Here is a 20,758-nt window from a genome sequence, read left to right as displayed (position 1 = left end):
TACAGCGAACCACGGTTTCTGGGGAAGCGATGGGGAGACGCAATGGACGCCGCACAGCAGGAAGCCACCGCAAGAGCGCGGGAACTGCAGCGGAACTGGTACGGGGAGCCGCTGGGGGCGCTCTTCCGTAAGCTCATCGACGATCTTGGCCTCAACCAGGCTCGTCTCGCGGGGGTACTGGGGCTGTCGGCGCCGATGCTGTCGCAGCTGATGAGCGGTCAGCGCGCGAAGATCGGCAATCCCGCCGTGGTCCAGCGGGTGCAGCTGCTGCAGGAGCTGGCCGGGCAGGTCGCGGACGGCAGCGTGAGCGCGGCCGAGGCCACCGAGCGGATGGAAGAGATCAAGAAGTCGCAGGGGGGCTCGGTGCTCAGCAACACCACGCAGACGACCAACGGTTCAGGGGCGCCCACGGTCAAGCGGGTGGTCCGCGAGATCCAGTCGCTGCTGCGCTCGGTGGCCGCCGCGGGCGACATCATCGAGGCCGCGGAGTCCCTCGCCCCGACCCACCCGGAGCTGGCCGAGTTCCTCCGGGTCTACGGCGCGGGCCGCACCTCCGACGCGGTCGCGCACTACCAGGCCCACCAGAGCTGACCCACCGGCCCGGTCACCGAACGGGTGCGGAAGCCGGGCCGGCGCCGGGAGGGGGCCCGGCGAGCGGCGCCGGCGGGGACGTACCCACAGGGGCACGGGCGGGAGCCCGGAGCGGGGGACAGGGGGGAAGGACGGGCAACCGGGGAATGCAAGGGGGGACGCAGGGGGTCAGGGGGAGGAGCGGCACACAGCGATGGGTGAGGTCTTCGCCGGCCGGTACGAACTGGCCGATCCGATCGGGCGCGGCGGGACCGGCGCCGTCTGGCGCGCCTGGGACCACCGGCGCCGCCGCTATGTCGCCGCCAAGGTGCTCCGGCAGAGCGACGCGCACGCACTGCTCCGCTTCGTCCGCGAGCAGGCGCTGCGCATCGACCACCCCCATGTGCTGGCCCCCGCCAGCTGGGCCGCCGACGACGACAAGGTCCTGTTCACCATGGACCTGGTCACGGGCGGCTCCCTGGTCCACCTGGTCGGGGACTACGGGCCGCTGCCGCCCGCCTTCGTCTGCACCCTGCTGGACCAGCTGCTGTCCGGGCTCTCCGCGGTGCACGCCGAGGGCGTGGTGCACCGGGACATCAAGCCCGCCAACGTCCTGCTGGAGGCGACCGGCACCGGCCGGCCCAGGCTGCGGCTGTCCGACTTCGGCATCGCGATGCGGTTCGGCGAGCCGCGGCTGACCGAGACCCACCTCGTCGTGGGGACGCCCGGCTACCTGGCGCCGGAGCAGATGATGGGCGCCGAACCGGACTTCCCCGCGGATCTGTTCGCGGTGGGGCTGGTCGCGCTGTACCTGCTGGAGGGCGCCAAGCCGGACGTCGGCGCCCTGGTGCGGTACTTCGCGGAGCTGGGGACGCCCGGGCCGCCGAAGGGCGTCCCCGAGCCGCTGTGGCAGGTCGTGGCGACGCTGCTGCAACCGGACCCGCGGGCCCGCTTCCGCACGGCCACCGGGGCGCGCAAGGCACTCGCCGCCGCCGCGGAACTCCTGCCCGAGCCCGGTCCGGACGACGAGCTGATCGAGATCTTCGACCAACTCGGCCCGCTGCCGGAGGGATTCGGCCCGGACGGGCCGCTGCGGACCGCGCCCGGCCTGCGCACCGCGCCCGGCCCGAGGGCCACCGCGCGACCGGGCGACGCCCCGGTGCCCCCGTCCCTGGCCGCGTCACCCTGGCCCGGCACGGCTTCCGTACCGTCCTGGACCGACGCACCGCGGCAGCCGCCCGCTCCCCCGCGGATCCCCGGCACCGGCGGGCCGGACACCGGCAGCTTCCCCTTGCCGCCGCCCGCGCCGGCACCCTCCGCACCGTCCCACGCCGCTCATCCGCTGTCCCCCGGGTCACACGAGCCGCGACCGCCCTCCACGGCCCCGGCGCCTGTCCCGGTGCCCGCGCCACCACCGCCCCCGTGGCAGCCCGCCGACGCCCCCACCGCTTCGTACACCGCCCGGGACCCGCGGGCCCCCCTCCCCGCGCCGCGCGACTCGCGCCGCCGCTCGCACGCGGCGGCCCGCCGCCCCGGCCCGCCCGCCAAAGTGACGGTCCCCCTCCTGCTGCTGGCCCTCGCGTGTTACGCCGTGGGCTTCTGGGCCCTGGCGCAGCTCTAGGGAGCGTCCGCGTGGCGCCGCGCCCGTACGGTCCACACCGCGAGCCCCGCCAGGATCGCGGTTCCCGCGCCGAGCCCGCCCACCGCGAGCGCCGTGATCAGGCCCCCGCCTCCCCCGGTGCCGCCCGCCGGGGCCTGCCGCTCCCCGTCCGACACCTCGAAGATTTCCGCGGGCACCGGCCGGCCGGCGTACAGCGGGCCGTCGTGGGCGTCCCCCCGTACGCGCACCCGCAGCGTGAGCCCGTACGGCCCCGGGCCGACCTTCTCGGCGACCTGGGCGGCCAGATGCACGACCAGGTAGTGGGAGCCGGCGAAGCGCAGCCCGCGCACCCGTTCAACCGGGGCGTGGCGGTTGGCGTAGTCGACCGGTGGCAGCGGACCGAGCGCGGCCGACCGCTGTCTGCCGTCGTATCCGGTGCCCGCGTCCTCGACGAGGGCCCGCACGGGGTTGTGCAGGGAGAGGTTCAGCGCGGCGGCCGTGAAGCGGTGGCCGGTGCCGCTCGCGCTGCCCAGTTCGGCGGTGGCGTACAGCTGCTGGCCCCAGTCGACGGGGACCGCGTAGAACAGCGTCTGCCCCGGTTCGATGCCGGCGCTCCACACGCCCTGCCCGACGGCGGTCGCCGAACCGAACCCTGATCCGCCGGGCCGCCGCTCGGGCCGGCCACCGGGCGGTGCGGGGGAGGCGGAGTCCCAGTCCTCCGGCGCGCTGGTGGCGCCGGCCCGCGCGGGGCGGGGTTCGGTGGCGACGGTCAGCTCCAGTTCCCACGGCTCGGGCGCCGGACCGGTCGTCGCACCCGTGCGTTCGACGACGACGTAGTACGTCCCGGAGCCCGCGCAGCGTGGCTTGCCGGCCTCGCGCGCGCCCCAGGCGGTGATCGGCCGCGGGCTGCGGGAGGCGCCGACGGTGGCCCTGTCGTAGGAGCAGGAGTGGCTGTCGGTGTCCTGCACGGACACCTTGATGCCGTCGGAGGCGGAGACGGTGGCTGCGGGGCCGGGGACGGCGGTGGCGGAGACGTACGCGGTCGACTCGCTGTCCAGGTCGAGGCGGTAGTAGGCGGCGCCGCCGGCCGGGAGGGTGCTGCGGTAGGTGCCGCCGGGCTCCAGGAGGGCGGCGTCGGTGGTGCCCGTCGCGCCCGGCACGCGCCGGGCGTCGGCCGCGAACCCGTACGCCCGGCCGTCCGCGTCCGCGTGGGGGACGGTGTGCGTGCTCCTGTGCGGGGCCGCCGACACCGGAAGCGTCGTCAGCGCGGTCAGCGTCCCCAATACCACCCCGGTGACGGTCACGCGCGCGCGTACCGCCGATGAACGACACCACCTCACGCGGGCCCCCTTACCCAGGCGTCCTCACCGTCCACACACGAAACCCCGACCGCGTCGGCGGCCGGGGTCTGTTCAGACTGTTCCGGGTGCTCGGGCTGTGCCGGGTGCCCGGAGGGACTTGTCGGTGGTCAGGAACCCGTGGGCACGGAGTCGGTCGCCTCCGTCCACAGGTCCTGCTCGGCGCGATCCGCCTGGATCTGGCGGTACACGAGGAGCCCGCCGATGGCGGCCAGTGCGACCAGGAGAAGCTTCTTCACCGCGCGACCTCGTCTTTCGTTGACGTAGGGGACCTCTGGCGCTCGACTATACACACCGACCGATACCGATCGGTGACCTGTGTCCGGGGCCCAACTCCCGCCCGGCGCACCGCCCTGGCGGCGGCAGAGACCCTTCCGGCCGGACGGTGACCGCACCATCACCCCGCGTGACGGAATGCCTCATTGCTCCCTCTCTGGGATTGATTTCCCCCTTTGCCGCCATTCGAGTGGTGTTCATCGGAACATCGCCGCGGCGCGGGCGTCGGTCCACCACTTCGCGACCCCCATACACATCATGAGGAAAGTACGCAAATCGCCCAACCCGAAAGTGAGGGACCCATGGCCCGCACCACGGTCATGAAGCTGTGGACCGCCTTCGTCACCGCCTTCCTCGCGCTGTGCACCGCGCTCGGACTCGTCACCACGACCGCCGCCGCGGCCGTACCCCAGACCGACTCCTCCCGCAACAGCGGCGCCGGCACCACCGCGACCGCTCCGGTGACGACACAGGCGACGGTCCCCTGGCTCTGGTCCCACGCCACGGCCCTGCCGCCCACGATGAAGCAGCGGATCCGGGCGGAGGCGCACGGCGCCTCCCCGACCTGCCGGCACCGCCCGCTCACCGACGCCGCACCGGCGGCCGCCGACTGCGCCCCCGTGATCGCCGAGCCCCCGGGCGAGGCACAGGAGCCGGTCGCACCGCCGCTCCAGCGCTGAGCGCCGCTCCCCGCCCCGCCCCGCCCGAACCCGAAACCTCTCCGCTCCACCTGTCAGCACGGCGAATCGCGTACCGCCCTCACGAAGCCGCCCGGTCACCCCACGGTGACCGGGCCTTCGTGCTTCTGCGCCCGTCCCTCATCCCGTGACCGGACCCTCGTGCTTCTGCGCCCCTTCCTCATGACGCCGGGCGGAAGCCGGCGGGGGCCGGCCGGTGCGCCCACCGGCCGGCGGCACCGGTGACCGCGGGCCCCCTGCCCGAAACCTCTCCGCTCCACCTGTCAGCACGGCGAATCGCGTACCGCCCTCACGAAGCCGCCCGGTCACCCCACGGTGACCGGGCCTTCGTGCTTCTGCGCCCATTCCTCATCCCGTGACCGGACCCTCGTGCTTCTGCGCCCCTTCCTCATGACGCCGGGCGGAAGCCAGCGGGGGCCGGCCGGTGCGCCCACCAGCTGGCGGCACCGGTGACCGCGGGCCCCTGCCCGACGCGGCCGCCAATCCGGTCGGCCGGCACCGGAACGGCCCGGCCCGGCCCGGACCGACCGGGGTCACTCGCCCTCACCGGCCGGCCGGCGGCCCGCGGACGCCGAAGACCCCCGGCCCAAGTGGACCGGGGGTCTTCGTGCTGGTGGGGCTAACAGGATTTGAACCTGTGGCCTCATCCTTATCAGGGATGCGCTCTAACCAACTGAGCTATAGCCCCGCCGCGCTCTGCGGTGTGTGTCCCGCGCGCTGACTCCTGAAGATTAGCGCACGACCGGGCCAGTCCCAAAATCGATGGCCGGGGGGCTCTGGCAGGGGTCACTCGTCCTCGGCGAGCGTCAGCTCCACCCCGCCGACGAAGCCCGCGGACAGGTTGTAGATGAACGCGCCGAGGGTGGCCAGGGCCGTCGCGAGGACGACGTCGATGACCGCGATGATCGAGGTGAACATGAGGACGTTCGGCAGCGAGAGGAAGGCCTGCAGGTCGAAGCCGTTGGACTCGTTGGAGCCGGTCGCCTCCGAGATGGTGCCGCCGACGGTCGAGAAGACGCCCATCGCGTCCATGACCATCCACAGCACGGCCGCCGCCACGATGGTGCAGATGCCCAGCGCGATCGACAGCAGGAAGCTCACCTTCATGACCGACCACGGGTCGGCCTTCGCCACCCGCAGCCGCGCCTTGCGCACGCGCGGCAGGGTGCGCGCCCCGGTGCGCGGCCGGCGCACCGCGCCGCCCGCCGCGTCCTGTTCCGCCTGTCCCTGCCCGGGGTAGGCCTGCGGCGGGTGGTACGGCCCGGCGGGCTGCTGCGGCTGCCGTTCACCCGGCAGCGGCGAGGCCCCCGGCTGCTGGGTCTGCGGGCCTCGGGTGTCCGTCACAGTTCCCCCCTGGGATCCATGCGTGTCGGGCGAGGGAGTCTTCCTCGTCTTCTTGGGCGACTTGACCGCCTGCAGATTGGTCGTCTGCGGGTCCGTCACCTGCGCGGCGGAGCCACGGCCGCCGCCGTCCGCTTCCCGACCGGGCGTCCGACCCGTCGGGGTACCGGCCGATCCGGCGCCCGTGGCTCCGCTCACGCTGACTCACTCCTCGTGCTACTCGGCCGAGGGCGCCTCACCCTCGTCCGTGCCGGTGGTCCCGGCACCCTCGGCGGTCTCGTCGACGGCCACGTCGCCGTCGACCTCCTCCGCCTCACGTCCCGCCTCGGCGTTACGAGCGATGCCCACGACGGCATCGCGCTTGCCCAGATTGATCAGTTGGACGCCCATGGTGTCACGGCCCGTCTCCCTGATCTCGTTGACTCGCGTACGAATCACACCGCCGGACAGCGTGATGGCGAGGATCTCGTCGGTCTCCTCGACCACCAGCGCACCGACGAGCGAACCGCGGTCCTCGACGATCTTGGCGGCCTTGATGCCGAGGCCGCCGCGTCCCTGGACGCGGTACTCGTCGACAGCGGTCCGCTTCGCGTACCCGCCGTCGGTGGCAGTGAACACGAACGTACCGGGTCGCACCACATTCATCGAGAGCAGTTCGTCTCCCTCGCGGAAACTCATGCCCTTCACACCCGAGGTGGCACGGCCCATCGGGCGCAGCGACTCGTCCGTCGCCGTGAACCGGATCGACTGCGCCTTCTTGCTGATGAGCAGCAGGTCGTCGTCGGCCGAGGCCAGCTCCGCCCCGATCAGCTCGTCGTCCGAACCGTCCTCCCGCTCGCGCAGGTTGATGGCGATGACACCGCCCGAGCGCGGGGAGTCGTAGTCCTTCAGCGGGGTCTTCTTCACCAGGCCCGCCTTGGTGGCCAGGACCAGGTACGGCGCCGCCTCGTAGTCGCGGATCGCGAGGATCTCGGCGATCGCCTCGTCCGGCTGGAAGGCCAGCAGGTTCGCGACGTGCTGACCGCGCGCGTCCCGGCCGGCGTCCGGCAGCTCGTACGCCTTCGCGCGGTAGACCCGGCCCTTGTTCGTGAAGAACAGCAGCCAGTGGTGCGTGGTGGAGACGAAGAAGTGGTCGACGATGTCGTCTTCCTTCAGCTTCGCCCCGCGCACACCCTTGCCGCCGCGCTTCTGGGCGCGGTAGTCGTCCGTCTTGGTGCGCTTGACGTAGCCGCCGCGCGTGACGGTGACGACGATGTCCTCCTCGGCGATCAGGTCCTCGATGGACATGTCACCGTCGTAGGGCACGAGCTGGGTCTTGCGGTCGTCGCCGTACTTCTCGACGAGCGCGGCCAGCTCCTCGCTGACGATGCCGCGCTGGCGGACCGGCGAGGCCAGGATCTCGTTGTACTCGGTGATCTTCGCCTGGAGCTCGTCGTGCTCCTGGACGATCTTCTGCCGCTCCAGGGCCGCGAGCCGGCGGAGCTGCATCTCCAGGATCGCGTTCGCCTGGATCTCGTCGATCTCCAGCAGCTCCATCAGGCCGCCGCGCGCGATCTCGACGGTCTCGCTGCGCCGGATCAGCGCGATGACCTCGTCGATGGCGTCCAGGGCCTTGAGCAGGCCGCGCAGGATGTGCGCCCGCTCCTCGGCCTTGCGCAGCCGGAACTTCGTCCGGCGGACGATGACCTCGATCTGGTGCGTCACCCAGTGGCGGATGAACGCGTCCAGGGAGAGGGTGCGCGGCACGCCGTCGACCAGCGCCAGCATGTTGGCGCCGAAGTTGGTCTGCAGGTCGGTGTGCTTGTACAGGTTGTTCAGGACGACCTTGGCGACCGCGTCCCGCTTGAGGACGATCACCAGGCGCTGGCCGGTGCGCGACGACGTCTCGTCGCGGACGTCCGCGATGCCGCCGATCTTGCCGTCCTTGACGAGGTCGGCGATCTTCTGGGCGAGGTTGTCGGGGTTGACCTGGTACGGCAGCTCCGTGACCACCAGGCACTGGCGGTTCTGGATCTCCTCGACCTCGACGACCGCGCGCATGGTGATCGAGCCGCGCCCGGTGCGGTACGCCTCCTCGATGCCCTTGCGGCCGACGACCAGGGCGCCCGTCGGGAAGTCGGGGCCCTTGATGCGCTCGATGAGCGCGTCCAGCAGCTCCTCGTGGGACGCCTCGGGGTTCTCCAGGTACCACTGGGCGCCGGCGGCGACCTCGCGCAGGTTGTGCGGCGGGATGTTGGTCGCCATGCCGACCGCGATGCCGGCCGAGCCGTTGATCAGCAGGTTCGGGAAGCGGGACGGCAGGACGGTCGGCTCCTGGGAGCGGCCGTCGTAGTTGTCCGTGAAGTCGACGGTCTCCTCGTCGATGTCGCGGACCATCTCCATCGACAGCGGCGCCATCTTGCACTCGGTGTACCGCATGGCCGCGGCCGGGTCGTTGCCCGGGGAGCCGAAGTTGCCGTTGGAGTCGACGAGCGGCATGCGCATCGACCAGGGCTGGGCCAGGCGGACCAGGGCGTCGTAGATGGAGCTGTCACCGTGCGGGTGGTAGTTGCCCATGACGTCGCCGACGACGCGGGCGCACTTGTAGAAGCCGCGCTCGGGCCGGTAGCCGCCGTCGTACATGGCGTACAGCACGCGGCGGTGGACGGGCTTGAGGCCGTCCCGGACGTCCGGCAGCGCACGCGAGACGATGACGGACATCGCGTAGTCGAGATACGAGCGCTGCATCTCCGTCTCGAGCCCGACGGGCTCGACGCGCATGGCGACCTCGCCGCCCTGCTCAGGGGTGACGGGAGTGTTCTCGTCGGTCATTGCTGGTGAGGATCCTTCCTGGTGCGGTCAGCTGAGACCGACTCAGATGTCGAGGAAGCGGACGTCCTTGGCGTTGCGCTGGATGAAGGCGCGGCGGGCCTCGACGTCCTCGCCCATGAGGACCGAGAACAGTTCGTCGGCCTGGGCGGCGTCGTCGAGGGTGACCTGGCCGAGGACGCGGTGCTCCTGGTCCATGGTGGTCACGCGCAGCTCCTCGGCGTTCATCTCGCCGAGGCCCTTGAAGCGCTGGATGGAGTCCTCGCGGATGCGCTTGCCGCGCTGGCGGCCCATCTCGATCAGTGCGTCGCGCTCACGGTCGGAGTACGCGTACTCGACGTCCTCACGGCCCCACTTGATCTTGTAGAGCGGGGGCCGGGACAGGTACACGTGGCCCGCCTCGACCAGCGGGCGCATGAAGCGGAACAGGAAGGTCAGCAGCAGCGTGTTGATGTGCTGGCCGTCGACGTCGGCGTCCGCCATCAGGATGATCTTGTGATAGCGCAGCTTCTCGATGTCGAAGTCCTCGTGGACTCCGGTGCCGAAGGCCGAGATCAGCGCCTGGATCTCCTGGTTCTGCAGGATCTTGTCGATCCGCGCCTTCTCGACGTTGAGGATCTTGCCCCGGATCGGGAGGATCGCCTGGTACTCGGGGTTGCGGCCGGACTTGGCCGAACCGCCGGCGGAGTCACCCTCGACGATGAAGATCTCGCACTTGGTCGGGTCGTTCGACTGGCAGTCGGACAGCTTGCCCGGCAGCGACGCCGTCTCCAGCAGGCCCTTGCGGCGGGTCAGGTCGCGCGCCTTGCGGGCGGCCACGCGCGCGGTGGCCGCCTGGATGCCCTTGCGGACGATGTCCGCGGCCTCGTTCGGGTTGCGGTCCAGCCAGTCGTTGAGGTGCTCGTAGACCGCCTTCTGGACGAAGGTCTTCGCCTCCGTGTTGCCCAGCTTGGTCTTGGTCTGGCCCTCGAACTGCGGCTCGCTGAGCTTCACCGAGATGATCGCGGTCAGGCCCTCGCGGATGTCGTCGCCCGTGAGGTTGTCGTCCTTCTCGCGGAGCAGCTTCTTGTCGCGCGCGTACTTGTTGATCAGGTTCGTCAGCGCCGCGCGGAAGCCCTCTTCGTGGGTGCCGCCCTCGTGGGTGTGGATGATGTTGGCGAAGGAGTAGACGCCCTCGCTGTAGCCGCTGTTCCACTGCATCGCGACCTCGAGGGACAGGCTCTTGTCCCTGTCCTCCGCCTCCAGGTCGATGACGGTGGGGTGCACCACGTCTCCCTTGCGGGAGTTGAGGTACTTCACGAAGTCGACGATGCCGCCCTCGTAGTGGTACGTGACGGTCTTCGGCTCGTCGTTCTCGTCCGCGCCCGCCTCGTCCGCGCCGGCCGTGGCCTTCGCCGAGTCGCGCTCGTCGGTGAGCTTGATGGTCAGTCCCTTGTTCAGGAACGCCATCTCCTGGAAACGCCGCGACAGCGTCTCGAACGAGTACTCGGTGGTCTCGAAGATGTCGCCGTCGGCCCAGAAGGTGACCGAGGTGCCGGTCTCGTCCGTGGCCTCGTGCTTGGCCAGCGGGGCGGTCGGCACGCCCATCTTGTAGTCCTGCGTCCACCGGTGACCGTCGGTCTTGACCTCGACGGACACCTTGCTCGACAGCGCGTTCACGACCGAGACGCCGACACCGTGCAGACCACCGGAGACCGCGTAGCCGCCGCCACCGAACTTGCCGCCCGCGTGCAGCACGGTCAGCACGACCTCGACGGCCGGCTTGCCCTCGGAGGGGACGATGCCGACCGGGATGCCTCGGCCGTTGTCGACGACGCGCACGCCGCCGTCGGCGAGGATCGTGACGTCGATCGTGTCCGCGTGACCGGCCAGGGCCTCGTCGACGGAGTTGTCGACGACCTCGTACACGAGGTGGTGCAGGCCGCGCTCACCGGTGGAACCGATGTACATACCGGGTCGCTTGCGGACCGCGTCCAGACCCTCGAGGACGGTGATGGCGCTGGCGTCGTAGGACGCAGAGGCAGAGGCCTCGGCGCCTGTGGCCATGGCCTCGGTGGACGGGATGTTCTCGTTGGGGTTGCCGGAATCGGCCACGAAGCGCCCTTTCTGGCACAGCACGAGCCGGGCTCGTCGGCGGGTTGCCGGAGCGGCTGCGGCATGTTGCGTTGGTAAGCCTTGATCAGCGTTGCTCAGCGTTTCCCGGGCGGTCCCCACGTTCGGGGCGGGATTGTCTTCCAGTCTACCGGTAGCACTGACAGTGATGGGGGTTTGCCGGTACCTGAGTCCGCATGTGCCGCCCTGAACCGTCCTCGATCGGGTCCCGATATGCAGATGGGGGCTCCAAGAGGCTCACAGCGGCACCCAGCGCTTTGAGGTGTCAACCCTTAGCTACCCCTCGGTCACATCCGAAATCGCATGCGCGTGCGGTTGTACGACAAGACAGTGACTTGTGTGGCAAAAGGGACCGATGGGACTGGCGAGACCGATGTGAACGTGAAGTCGGTCACGTGTGCCGGTGAGCGGGGTCGCGGCTCGACCGTCCCGCCCGTCCCGGACCGCGCTGCTCCCGACGGGCGGGACTCAGCCGTACGTGTCGCCGGGTCCCGTGCTGCCCGGGGCGCGCAGCGGACCGTAGCGGCGGACCGGCCCGCCCGGCCCCAGCACCTTGATCATCCGGACCGAGCCGTGCCCCAGGTCCTCGTTGAGCCGGGCCACCAGCTGCGGGGCCAGCAGCCGCAGGTTCGTCGCCCAGGCGGTCGAGTCGCAGCGCACCACCAGCACCCGCTCGTCCTCGTCGTACCGCTCCGGCACACAGTGCTTGGCCAGGTCCTCGCCGACGATCTCCGGCCAGCGGCCCATCACCCCGCCCACCGCGGCCGGCGCCTCCCAGCCGCGCTCGGTGAGCAGCCGGTTGATGGCCGCGCCGAGCGCCATCGGGTCACGGCCGTCGGCACGCGCCCCGGAGCGCAGGCCACCGCCCCGCCGCGCCTGCTTCCGCTGCTGCGCGGCGTCCCCACGCGCGCGTGCCGCCTCCTTCGCCGCCCGCAGCGCCACCCGCGCGAGGTCGACGCCGGACGGCTCGGCCGCCCGCTTCGGTTCCCGCTCGCTCATACGCGTTCCACCGTCCCACCGGACACCGCGTACCGCGCGCCGGCCAGCACCTGCGGGACGTCGTCGTCGACCGCCGCCGTCACCAGCACCTGCTCGCCGGGCGCGACCAGCTCGGCCAGCCGCTCCCGGCGGCGGGCGTCCAGCTCGGCGAAGACGTCGTCCAGGATCAGCACCGGCTCGTTGCCCTCGGCGCGCAGCAGGTCGTAGGAGGCCAGGCGCAGCGCCAGCGCGTAGGACCATGACTCGCCGTGCGAGGCGTACCCCTTGGCGGGCAGCTCGCCGAGCTTGAGCAGCAGATCGTCCCGGTGGGGTCCCACCAGGGTGACGCCCCGTTCGATCTCCTGCTTGCGGACCTCGGCGAGCGCGGCCGTGAGCTGCTCGAACAGCGCCTCGCGCGTGTGCGCCTCGCCCGGCGCGGACGGCCGGTACTCCAGCGACACCGGACCGCCGCCGGGAGCCAGCTGCTCGTACGCCTTGTCGGCGAGCGGCTGGATCGCGTTGATCAGGTCCAGGCGCTGGGCGAGCAGTTCGGCACCCGCGCGCGCGAGATGCTGGTCCCAGACGTCCAGGGTGGACAGGTCCATGGAGCGGCCGCCGTGGCGACGCGCGAGCGCGGCCGTCTTCAGCAGGGTGTTGCGCTGTTTGAGGACCCGGTCGTAGTCCGAGCGCACGCCCGCCATGCGCGGGGAGCGGGCGGTGATCAGCTCGTCGAGGAAGCGGCGCCGCTCCCCGGGGTCGCCCTTCACCAGCGCGAGATCCTCCGGCGCGAACAGCACGGTGCGCAGAATGCCCAGCACGTCACGCGGCCTGACCTGCGAGGACCGGTTGATACGGGCCCGGTTGGCCTTGCCGGGATTCAGCTCCAGCTCGATCAGCTGCTGTCGCTCGCCCTGCCGGACCTGGGCGCGCACCACGGCCCGCTCGGCGCCCATACGCACCAGGGGGGCGTCGGAGGAGACGCGGTGGCTGCCGAGGGTGGCGAGGTAGCCGACGGCCTCGACCAGGTTCGTCTTGCCCTGGCCGTTGGGACCGACGAACGCGGTGACGCCCGGGTCGAGCGGGACCTCGGCCCGGGCGTACGAGCGGAAGTCGGCCAGCGACAGATGCGTGACGTGCATGGCGGTCGCCGACCTCCTCGGCGTGGTGCCCCGGGTCGCCCCGGGATTCCCTTGCGTCCCCCGGGTTTCCCCAGGGTGTGGACTACTTCTTCTCGACCGCGTGGCCGCCGAACTGGTTGCGCAGCGCGGCGATCATCTTCATCTGCGGCGAGTCCTCCTGCCGCGAGGCGAACCGGGCGAACAGGGAAGCCGTGATCGCGGGCAGCGGCACGGCGTTGTCGATGGCGGCCTCCACGGTCCACCGGCCCTCGCCGGAGTCCTGTGCGTAACCGCGCAGCTCGTCCAGGTGCTCGTCCTCGTCGAGGGCGTTGACCGCCAGGTCCAGCAGCCAGGAACGGATGACCGTGCCCTCCTGCCAGGAGCGGAAGACCTCGCGGACGTTCTCCACGGAGTCCACCTTCTCCAGCAGCTCCCAGCCCTCGGCGTAGGCCTGCATCATGGCGTACTCGATGCCGTTGTGGACCATCTTCGCGAAGTGGCCCGCGCCGACCTTGCCGGCGTGTACCGAGCCGAAGTCGCCCTCCGGCTTCAGCGCGTCGAAGATCGGCTGCACCCTGGCGACGTGCTCCTTGTCGCCGCCGTACATCAGCGCGTACCCGTTCTCCAGGCCCCAGACGCCGCCGGAGACGCCGCAGTCGACGAAGCCGATGCCCTTGGCGGCCAGCTCCGCGGCGTGCTTCTCGTCGTCCGTCCAGCGCGAGTTGCCGCCGTCCACGACGATGTCGCCGGGCTCCAGCAGCTCGGCGAGCCGGTCGATGGTCGACTGGGTGGCCGCGCCCGCCGGGACCATGACCCAGACCACGCGCGGGCCCTTGAGCTTGCCCACGAGCTCTTCCAGGCTGTGGACATCGGCGAGGTCGGGGTTGCGGTCGTAGCCGACGACGGTGTGGCCCGCGCGGCGGATCCGCTCGCGCATGTTGCCGCCCATCTTGCCGAGGCCGATGAGACCGAGCTCCATCAGTTGTGTTCCTTAGGTGTCCGAGGTGGCGTGCCGGTACGGCTCGGGACGGCCCGCCGGGCGGTTTCCCGCACCGGCGGCGACGTCCTTCGGTCCGAGCCTAAACCCGGTCCTCCGTGCACACCTGTGGGCCTGCGCGCTCATCCGCACACCAGCCCTGACCTGCGGTTTCCCCAGCTGTGGAGAACGTCAGCCGCTGAGCCTGACCGGCATGATCAGGTACTTGTAGGCCTCGTCCGCCTCCGCGTCCAGCGCGGGCCTGCCGCTGAGCAGCGCCGGCTTGGTGGACGTGGTGAACGACAGCTGGGCCACCGGGGAGTCGATCGCGCTCAGACCGTCGAGCAGGAAGGTCGGGTTGAAGGCGATCGAGATGTCGTCGCCCTCCAGCTGGGCGTCGACCCTTTCCACAGCCTGTGCGTCGTCGCTGGAGCCGGCCTCCAGGATGAGCACGCCCTGCTCGAAGCTGAGCCGCACCGGGGTGTTGCGCTCGGCGACCAGGGCCACGCGCTTGACGGCCTCCACGAAGGGGGCGGTCTCGATCACGGCGATGCTGTTGAACTCGGTCGGGAACAGCGTGCGGTACTTCGGGAGGTCGCCTTCCAGCAGCCGCGTGGTCGTCCGGCGGCCCGCGCCCTCGAAGCCGATCAGGCCCTCGCCCGCGCCGGAGCCCGAGAGCGCCAGCGTGACGCTGTCCCCGGCGCCCAGCGACTTGGCCGTGTCCAGGAGCGTCTTGGCGGGCACCAGGGCGACCGCGGAGGCGTCCGGGTTCTCCGGCTTCCACAGGAACTCGCGGACCGCGAAGCGGTAGCGGTCGGTGGAGGCCAGGGTGACCGTGTCGCCCTCGATCTCGATGCGCACACCGGTCAGGACGGGCAGCGTGTCGTCGCGGCCCGCGGCGATCGCCACCTGCTGCACGGCGGAGGCGAAGACCTCGCCCGGGACCGTGCCGGTCGCGTTCGGCATCTGCGGCAGCGCCGGGTACTCCTCCACCGGCAGGGTGTGGAGGGTGAAGCGGGAGGAGCCGCAGACCACGGTCGCCCGTACACCGTCTGTGGAAATCTCCACCGGGCGGTTGGGGAGCGCCCGGGAGATGTCGGCGAGCAGGCGGCCGGAGACCAGCACCGTGCCGTCCTCCTCGACCTCGGCCTCCACGCTGACCCGCGCGGAGACCTCGTAGTCGAAGCTGGACAGGCTCAGCTGGCCGTCCTCGGCCTTCAGCAGCAGGCCCGCGAGGACAGGCGCCGGCGGTCGGGCCGGGAGGCTGCGCGCCGCCCAGGCCACTGCCTCCGCGAGTACGTCGCGTTCCACCCGGATCTTCACCGTAAGCCGCCTCCTGCTGTTGCCGGCGCTTCTCGCCCTGCTTCGCTTCGTCGTCTGTCTCGGTGTCGCCGGCCCCGTGGCGGGGAAGGACACCGGGGACCAGTCTGACGCACCGCACTGACAGTAGGTGCCTCTCGGGGTCAAGTCGTGCCGAGGGGCAGCCGGGCCGCGAAGAGCGAGTTGTGCACAGGGCCCTCTTCGAAACGGATTCCGAGCTCTCTCTGGTCGTTCGTAGTAGTAGGGCCTGTGGATACCGTGGATAACCACGTTTGCCCAGCTCAGCGCGGAGATTTTGTCCACGGGCCCTGTGGGCGGCACCGGTGGACAACCGGGCGCCTCTGTGGAGAACGGAAAGTTCTGCACACCCCGTGCACAGGCCGGGGCGACTTCTCCCCAGCACCGTCCCCAGCTTTACCCGCCTTTCCCACAGCCCAACCCGGCACCTTCGTGTGACGCCTTTCACTCGACGTGGTGATCAGGCACGCCGCGTTGCCGAACAGTGGACAGGCATGTGGAGAAGCTGGGGATCACTGGGGACAACCGCCCCCAGCCTGTGGGCCGCCGGTGGACAACCCCGTGCACAGCTTGTGGACCGCCGCGTTGTCCACAAGCTGTGGAGATCGTTCGTCCACGAATCCACAAGGGCCTGACCTGGTCTGATCGTCTTTCAACAGGCCTGTCTGTGGATGCGATCTGGACAACTTCGCAGTCCCCAGTATGTGGACGGAAGAAAGTCACCGAATCTGTGGAGGGCGGCCGTAACCCGGCAGGTAATCGAACAGCCGGTGGCCGGCGGGAACGGCGGCGGCACGGCTCGGCCCGCCGCCGGCCCGGCGGGAAGCCCGGTCCGGGGCCCCGTCCGACGGTCGGTCCGGCGCCCCGTCCGACGGTCGGTCCGGCGCCCCGTCCGATGACCGGCCCGGGCGCCCAGCTGATGCCGTGCCGCGGATCGAGGCCGTGGAGGGTGTGCTCCCCCGCCGTGGGACGCATGCCACGGACGGTCGCGGGACGCACGCCACGGACGGTCGCGCCACGCAGGCATGACGAAGGGCGCCCCCGGATTTCCTCCAGGGGCGCCCTCGGTGCCGCGGGCGGCGTCGTCAGCCGTTCTTGATGCGGTTCGTCAGCTCGGTCACCTGGTTGTAGATGGAGCGCCGCTCGGCCATCAGATTGCGGATCTTCCGGTCGGCGTGCATGACCGTGGTGTGGTCCCGGCCGCCGAACAACGCGCCGATCTTCGGCAGGGACAGGTCCGTCAGCTCACGGCACAGGTACATCGCGATCTGCCGGGCGGTGACCAGCGCGCGCCCGCGCGAGGTGCCGCACAGGTCCTCCACGGTCAGCCCGAAGTAGTCCGCCGTGGCCCCCATGATCGCCGTCGAGGTGATCTCGGGCGCCGAGTCCTCGCCCCCCGGGATCAGGTCCTTCAGGACGATCTCCGTCAGGCCCAGGTCCACCGGCTGCCGGTTGAGCGAGGCGAACGCCGTCACCCGGATCAGCGCGCCCTCCAGCTCGCGGATGTTGCGCGAGATCCGGGACGCGATGAACTCCAGCACCTCCGGCGGCGCGTTCAGCTGCTCCTGCACCGCCTTCTTGCGCAGGATCGCGATCCGGGTCTCCAGCTCGGGCGGCTGAACGTCGGTGATCAGACCCCACTCGAACCGGTTCCGCAGCCGGTCCTCCAGCGTGACCAGCTGCTTCGGCGGCCGGTCGGAGGACAGCACGATCTGCTTGTTGGCGTTGTGCAGGGTGTTGAAGGTGTGGAAGAACTCCTCCTGCGTCGACTCCTTGTCCGCGAGGAACTGGATGTCGTCGACGAGCAGGATGTCCATCTCGCGGTAGCGCTTGCGGAAGCTGTCGCCCTTGCCGTCGCGAATGGAGTTGATGAACTCGTTGGTGAACTCCTCGGAGCTCACGTAGCGCACGCGCGTGCCCGGGTAGAGGCTGCGCGCGTAGTGCCCGATCGCGTGCAGCAGGTGCGTCTTGCCGAGGCCGGACTCGCCGTAGATGAACAGCGGGTTGTACGCCTTCGCGGGCGCCTCGGCGACGGCCACCGCGGCCGCGTGGGCGAAGCGGTTCGACGCGCCGATCACGAACGTGTCGAAGAGGTACTTGGGGTTGAGCCGCGCGGTCGGCTCGCCGGGGCCGGCCGCCGGGGCGGGCTGGGCCGCCAGCGGACCGGGGGCGCCGCTCGCGGAGGGCGCGGCGCCGCCCTGGCCGCGGTGCGCCGGACTCCCGGACGCGGGCTCGGGCAGGTCGCGCCGGCCGTCCTGCTGCTCGTAGTCGCCGCGGGACGGACCGTGCTCGGTGCGCTGCTGGTCGTAGGGCGGGCGGTCGGTGCCCTGCGGACGGTAGTCGTGGGACGGCGCGTGCCGATGCCGGCCGTAACCGTCGCCCGGCTGCGAGCCGTAGCCCTCGCCGCCCCCGGACCCGTAGGTGTCCTGGGCGGGGGAGCGGTAGGCGTCCTGCGGCGGTGTCGCGTAGGGGTCGCGCTCGGGGAAGCCGAGGCGCGGCTGCTGCCAGCCGTACTCGTCCTGCGCCGGCCGCGGCCAGCCGCCCGGCTCGGGGCGCTGGTACTCCCCCGGGTAGGCGGGGCGGGCGGCGGGGAGTTGCTGGTCGTCGGTGCCGGGCAGCGGCTCCGCGCGGTGGCGGCCGTAGCCCTGTTCGTACGGGCCGGACGGAAGCTCGGGCTCCTCGTAGCGCGGCTGCGCGGGGGGCGCGGGCGGCGCCGGAGCGGGGGCCGGGGGCTCGCCCGCGGAGTCGTCGACGGTGATCGCGATGCGGATCGGGCGGCCGCACTCGCGGCTCAGCGTCTCGCTCACGATCGGCGCGAGGCGGCCTTCCAGGACGCCCTTCGCGAACTCGTTCGGCACGGCGAGCAGCGCGGTGTCCGCGACCAGGGCCAGCGGCTGGCAGCGCCGGATCCAGTGCTCGTCCTTGGCCTCCACCCCCTGTCCGCGGCCCTCGCCGAGGAGCTGCTCGAGTACGCGTGGCCACACTGCGGCAAGATCGGCAGGTACGTCAGCCACAGGGCACGCTCTCTCACAGGTCCCACGAACGTGTGGTTGTGGGACGGGTCGGGATGTAAATCGGGGTGGGTAGGGATAAGGGAACGAATCGGAGTCCAGCCACGGTAGTCAGGGCGACCGGTGCGGTTCAAGTCGTTGTCCCCAGCCTGTGGATAGTGTCCCTCACCCGCGGCCGGTTTGACCGGATGGCGTAGCCGCGCGTACCGTAACCAGGTCGAGTTGTCGATGGCTGCTGCCGCCTGCCTCCGATGGGCACAGGTCACGTCAGGTGATCGGGAAGCGGTGCACTCGGGCGTGACGCGAGCTACTCGTGGGCGCACGGTGACAGCCAGGACGGCACCCCGCCACCACCGATTCTTTCTGGAGCCCCCGAGTGAGCAAGCGCACCTTCCAGCCGAACAACCGTCGTCGCGCGAAGACCCACGGCTTCCGGCTGCGTATGCGCACCCGTGCCGGCCGCGCGATTCTCGCGTCCCGCCGTAGCAAGGGTCGCGCCCGTCTGTCCGCCTGATCCCGGTCAGGTCATGACATCGTGCTGCCCACCGAGAACCGGCTGAGGCGGCGCGAGGACTTCGCGACCGCGGTACGACGAGGACGCCGGGCCGGACGCCCACTCCTCGTCGTCCACCTTCGAAGCGGTGCCACGGACCCGCACGCGCCTGGGGAGAGCGCTCCCCCGACGCGTGCGGGTTTCGTCGTGAGCAAGGCGGTGGGCGGTGCGGTCGTGCGCAACAAGGTGAAGCGCAGGCTTCGCCATCTGATGCGCGACCGAGTCGCACAGCTTCCCCCCGGTAGCCTGGTAGTCGTACGCGCGTTGCCCGGAGCGGGTGACGCCGACCACGCCCAACTGGCCCAAGACCTGGACGCCGCTCTGCAGCGGCTGCTGGGAGGGGGCGCGCGATGAAGTACCCGCTGCTGGCGCTGATCAAGCTCTACCAGTGGACCATCAGCCCGCTGCTCGGGCCGGTGTGCAAGTACTACCCGTCGTGTTCCCACTACGGCTACACGGCCATCGACCGGCACGGGGCTCTCAAGGGCACCGCACTCACGGCCTGGCGCATCCTGCGTTGCAATCCGTGGTCACTGGGCGGCGTGGACCATGTCCCGCCGCGCAAGCGTCCACGGTGGCACGAGATGCTGCGCAACGCCTGGCGCGCACGCAAGGGCGGGCCCTCCGCCGCCGAAACGGCCACCGAAGAGAATGTTCCGACGAGCGACGGTTCCCCGAGGACCGGACCTCCGAGCGACGTCCCTCCGAGCCCGGCCGCAGAGACCCCGTCCCATGCCCAAGGAGCATGATTAGTGGACACGATTGCCAGCCTCTTCAGCTTCATCACCACACCCGTCTCGTGGGTCATCGTCCAGTTCCACTCGCTGTACGGTGCGATCTTCGGCCCTGACACGGGCTGGGCCTGGGGCCTGTCCATCGTGTCCCTGGTGATCCTGATCCGTATCTGCCTGATCCCGCTCTTCGTGAAGCAGATCAAGGCGACCCGGGCCATGCAGACGCTCCAGCCGGAGATGAAGAAGATCCAGGAGCGCTACAAGAACGACCGGCAGCGCCAGTCCGAAGAGATGATGAAGCTGTACAAGGAGACGGGCACCAACCCGCTCTCCTCGTGCCTTCCCATCCTGGCCCAGTCGCCGTTCTTCTTCGCCCTGTACCACGTGCTCAACAGCATCGCGTCGAACGACACCATCGGCGTGATCAACGACCGGCTGCTGGAGAGCGCGCAGAAGGCCCACATCTTCGGCGCGCCGCTCGCCGCCAAGTTCACCGACAGCTCGAGCAAGGTCGAAGCGCTCGGCTCCTCGATCACCGATGTGCGCGTCGTCACCGCCATCATGATCGTCCTGATGTCGCTGTCGCAGTTCTACACGCAGCGCCAGCTGATGACGAAGAACGTCGACACCACGGTGAAGACGCCGTTCATGCAGCAGCAGAAGATGCTGATGTACGTCTTCCCGGTCATCTTCGCCGTCTTCGGCATCAACTTCCCGGTCGGTGTCCTCGTCTACTGGCTGACCACCAACGTGTGGACCATGGGCCAGCAGATGTACGTCATCCACAACAACCCGACCCCGGGCTCCAAGGCCCAGTCCGCCTACCTGGAGCGACTGCACAAGCACGTCACGCTCCGCGGCAAGGTCAGCCGGCGCCGGGACAGGGCCATCGTGAAGGCCATCGTCGCCAAGGGCCGCGACCGCAACGAGTACGAGCGCAAGTTCATCAACGGGCTCAGCAAGGCCGGACTCGTGGCCCAGGCCGACGGCACCGTGGTGAAGAGCGAGGCCACCACCGTCGTCGAGTCCGAGGACGGTACGACCGCCACCACGGCCGTCAAGCGCCAGCAGCCGAAGCGGCAGCCGAAGGCCAAGCGCCAGGCCACCCCGCCCAAGCCGGCGGGCGGCGGTGAGAAGACGTCACTGACCAAGTCCGACGAGCCGGGGGACGACACCTCCACGGGTTCCACCGGCAAGTCGCCGTCCAAGTCGTCAGGCGCCCGCAGCCGGGCCCAGTCCGGCCAGCGCAAGGGTCCGCAGCGGCCCAAGTCCCCGTCCAAGAAGTAA

Annotated in this window: 17 protein-coding genes and 1 tRNA gene; 7 read left to right on the top strand and 11 right to left on the bottom strand. The window is 70.7% G+C overall.

Annotated elements, in window-relative coordinates:
- The first annotated feature begins 42 nt into the window (after nt 1-42).
- Both SGLAU_RS16885 and SGLAU_RS16880 read left to right on the top strand, forming a co-directional pair.
- Entirely contained in the window at nt 43-591 is a 549-nt protein-coding gene (locus tag SGLAU_RS16885; protein ID WP_043502424.1) for a helix-turn-helix domain-containing protein, read from the top strand.
- Between the two features lie 193 nt (nt 592-784).
- Nucleotides 785-2,191 carry a serine/threonine-protein kinase gene (locus SGLAU_RS16880; RefSeq protein WP_043502422.1) on the top strand — a complete coding sequence of 469 codons (1,407 nt, stop codon included), beginning with the start codon at nt 785-787 and terminating at the stop codon, nt 2,189-2,191.
- On the opposite strand, the gene SGLAU_RS16875 is transcribed toward SGLAU_RS16880, so the two are convergent.
- Both SGLAU_RS16875 and SGLAU_RS33680 read right to left on the bottom strand, forming a co-directional pair.
- Entirely contained in the window at nt 2,188-3,474 is a 1,287-nt protein-coding gene (locus SGLAU_RS16875; RefSeq protein WP_244315223.1) for a hypothetical protein, read from the bottom strand. The two genes, SGLAU_RS16880 and SGLAU_RS16875, sit on opposite strands and share 4 nt — an antisense overlap.
- Nucleotides 3,475-3,638: 164 nt before the next feature.
- Nucleotides 3,639-3,767 carry a DLW-39 family protein gene (locus SGLAU_RS33680; RefSeq protein WP_003999697.1) on the bottom strand — a complete coding sequence of 43 codons (129 nt, stop codon included), beginning with the start codon at nt 3,765-3,767 and terminating at the stop codon, nt 3,639-3,641.
- A 339-nt stretch (nt 3,768-4,106) separates the two neighbouring features.
- Here SGLAU_RS33680 and SGLAU_RS16870 point away from each other — a divergent pair, with 339 nt between their 5' ends.
- Complete coding sequence (locus tag SGLAU_RS16870) at nt 4,107-4,484, top strand: DUF6344 domain-containing protein (protein WP_043502420.1); 378 nt, start codon at nt 4,107-4,109, stop codon at nt 4,482-4,484.
- A gap of 629 nt (nt 4,485-5,113) precedes the next feature.
- Here SGLAU_RS16870 and SGLAU_RS16865 read toward each other — a convergent pair.
- The 9 genes from SGLAU_RS16865 to dnaA form a co-directional block, all read right to left on the bottom strand.
- Nucleotides 5,114-5,190 (bottom strand) — tRNA-Ile (locus SGLAU_RS16865).
- A 98-nt stretch (nt 5,191-5,288) separates the two neighbouring features.
- A complete protein-coding gene (locus SGLAU_RS16860) occupies nt 5,289-6,041 on the bottom strand; it encodes a DUF3566 domain-containing protein (protein WP_078957744.1) in 753 nt (250 codons plus the stop codon).
- Between the two features lie 18 nt (nt 6,042-6,059).
- Nucleotides 6,060-8,654 (bottom strand): DNA gyrase subunit A, encoded by a 2,595-nt coding sequence (gene gyrA / locus SGLAU_RS16855; protein ID WP_043502416.1) that lies wholly within the window; start codon nt 8,652-8,654, stop codon nt 6,060-6,062.
- 42 nt (nt 8,655-8,696) lie between these two features.
- Nucleotides 8,697-10,769, bottom strand: coding sequence for a DNA topoisomerase (ATP-hydrolyzing) subunit B (gene gyrB / locus SGLAU_RS16850; RefSeq protein WP_043502415.1), 2,073 nt, complete (start codon nt 10,767-10,769; stop codon nt 8,697-8,699).
- A gap of 462 nt (nt 10,770-11,231) precedes the next feature.
- On the bottom strand, nt 11,232-11,762 hold the full coding sequence (locus SGLAU_RS16845; RefSeq protein ID WP_043502413.1) for a DUF721 domain-containing protein: 531 nt from the start codon (nt 11,760-11,762) through the stop codon (nt 11,232-11,234).
- A complete protein-coding gene (recF, locus tag SGLAU_RS16840; protein WP_043502411.1) occupies nt 11,759-12,880 on the bottom strand; it encodes a DNA replication/repair protein RecF in 1,122 nt (373 codons plus the stop codon). The genes SGLAU_RS16845 and recF overlap by 4 nt, the downstream gene beginning before the upstream one ends.
- Nucleotides 12,881-12,962: 82 nt before the next feature.
- Nucleotides 12,963-13,838 (bottom strand): phosphogluconate dehydrogenase (NAD(+)-dependent, decarboxylating), encoded by an 876-nt coding sequence (gene gnd / locus SGLAU_RS16835; protein WP_043502410.1) that lies wholly within the window; start codon nt 13,836-13,838, stop codon nt 12,963-12,965.
- A gap of 189 nt (nt 13,839-14,027) precedes the next feature.
- A complete protein-coding gene (dnaN, locus tag SGLAU_RS16830; protein ID WP_043502409.1) occupies nt 14,028-15,158 on the bottom strand; it encodes a DNA polymerase III subunit beta in 1,131 nt (376 codons plus the stop codon).
- A gap of 1,100 nt (nt 15,159-16,258) precedes the next feature.
- Nucleotides 16,259-18,187 (bottom strand): chromosomal replication initiator protein DnaA, encoded by a 1,929-nt coding sequence (gene dnaA / locus SGLAU_RS16825; protein WP_078957743.1) that lies wholly within the window; start codon nt 18,185-18,187, stop codon nt 16,259-16,261.
- A gap of 373 nt (nt 18,188-18,560) precedes the next feature.
- Between dnaA and rpmH the strand changes: the two genes are divergently transcribed.
- The 4 genes from rpmH to yidC are packed head-to-tail and all read left to right on the top strand — an operon-like array spanning nt 18,561 to nt 20,758.
- Nucleotides 18,561-18,698, top strand: a complete 138-nt coding sequence (gene rpmH, locus SGLAU_RS33670) for a 50S ribosomal protein L34 (protein WP_003956500.1) — start codon at nt 18,561-18,563, stop codon at nt 18,696-18,698.
- Between the two features lie 21 nt (nt 18,699-18,719).
- Complete coding sequence (rnpA, locus tag SGLAU_RS33665; RefSeq protein WP_078957742.1) at nt 18,720-19,091, top strand: ribonuclease P protein component; 372 nt, start codon at nt 18,720-18,722, stop codon at nt 19,089-19,091.
- Nucleotides 19,088-19,486: a membrane protein insertion efficiency factor YidD gene (yidD, locus tag SGLAU_RS16815; protein ID WP_043502405.1), complete on the top strand. Its 399-nt coding sequence runs from the start codon at nt 19,088-19,090 to the stop codon at nt 19,484-19,486. Before rnpA ends, yidD begins: the two co-directional genes overlap by 4 nt.
- A gap of 3 nt (nt 19,487-19,489) precedes the next feature.
- Entirely contained in the window at nt 19,490-20,758 is a 1,269-nt protein-coding gene (gene yidC, locus SGLAU_RS16810; protein ID WP_043502402.1) for a membrane protein insertase YidC, read from the top strand.

This window comes from Streptomyces glaucescens (assembly GCF_000761215.1).
Lineage (GTDB): Bacteria > Actinomycetota > Actinomycetes > Streptomycetales > Streptomycetaceae > Streptomyces > Streptomyces glaucescens_B.
This window is presented reverse-complemented; position numbering and strand designations above follow the sequence as displayed.

Bases quoted from the DNA above. Each gene is read 5' to 3' on its own strand.
- SGLAU_RS16885 (WP_043502424.1), top strand. From the start codon at position 43: ATGGACGCCGCACAGCAGGAAGCCACCGCAAGAGCGCGGGAACTGCAG.
- SGLAU_RS16880 (WP_043502422.1), top strand. From the start codon at position 785: ATGGGTGAGGTCTTCGCCGGCCGGTACGAACTGGCCGATCCGATCGGG.
- SGLAU_RS16870 (WP_043502420.1), top strand. From the start codon at position 4,107: ATGGCCCGCACCACGGTCATGAAGCTGTGGACCGCCTTCGTCACCGCC.
- gyrA (WP_043502416.1), bottom strand. From the start codon at position 8,654: ATGACCGACGAGAACACTCCCGTCACCCCTGAGCAGGGCGGCGAGGTC.
- SGLAU_RS16845 (WP_043502413.1), bottom strand. From the start codon at position 11,762: ATGAGCGAGCGGGAACCGAAGCGGGCGGCCGAGCCGTCCGGCGTCGAC.
- recF (WP_043502411.1), bottom strand. From the start codon at position 12,880: ATGCACGTCACGCATCTGTCGCTGGCCGACTTCCGCTCGTACGCCCGG.
- gnd (WP_043502410.1), bottom strand. From the start codon at position 13,838: ATGGAGCTCGGTCTCATCGGCCTCGGCAAGATGGGCGGCAACATGCGC.
- yidD (WP_043502405.1), top strand. From the start codon at position 19,088: ATGAAGTACCCGCTGCTGGCGCTGATCAAGCTCTACCAGTGGACCATC.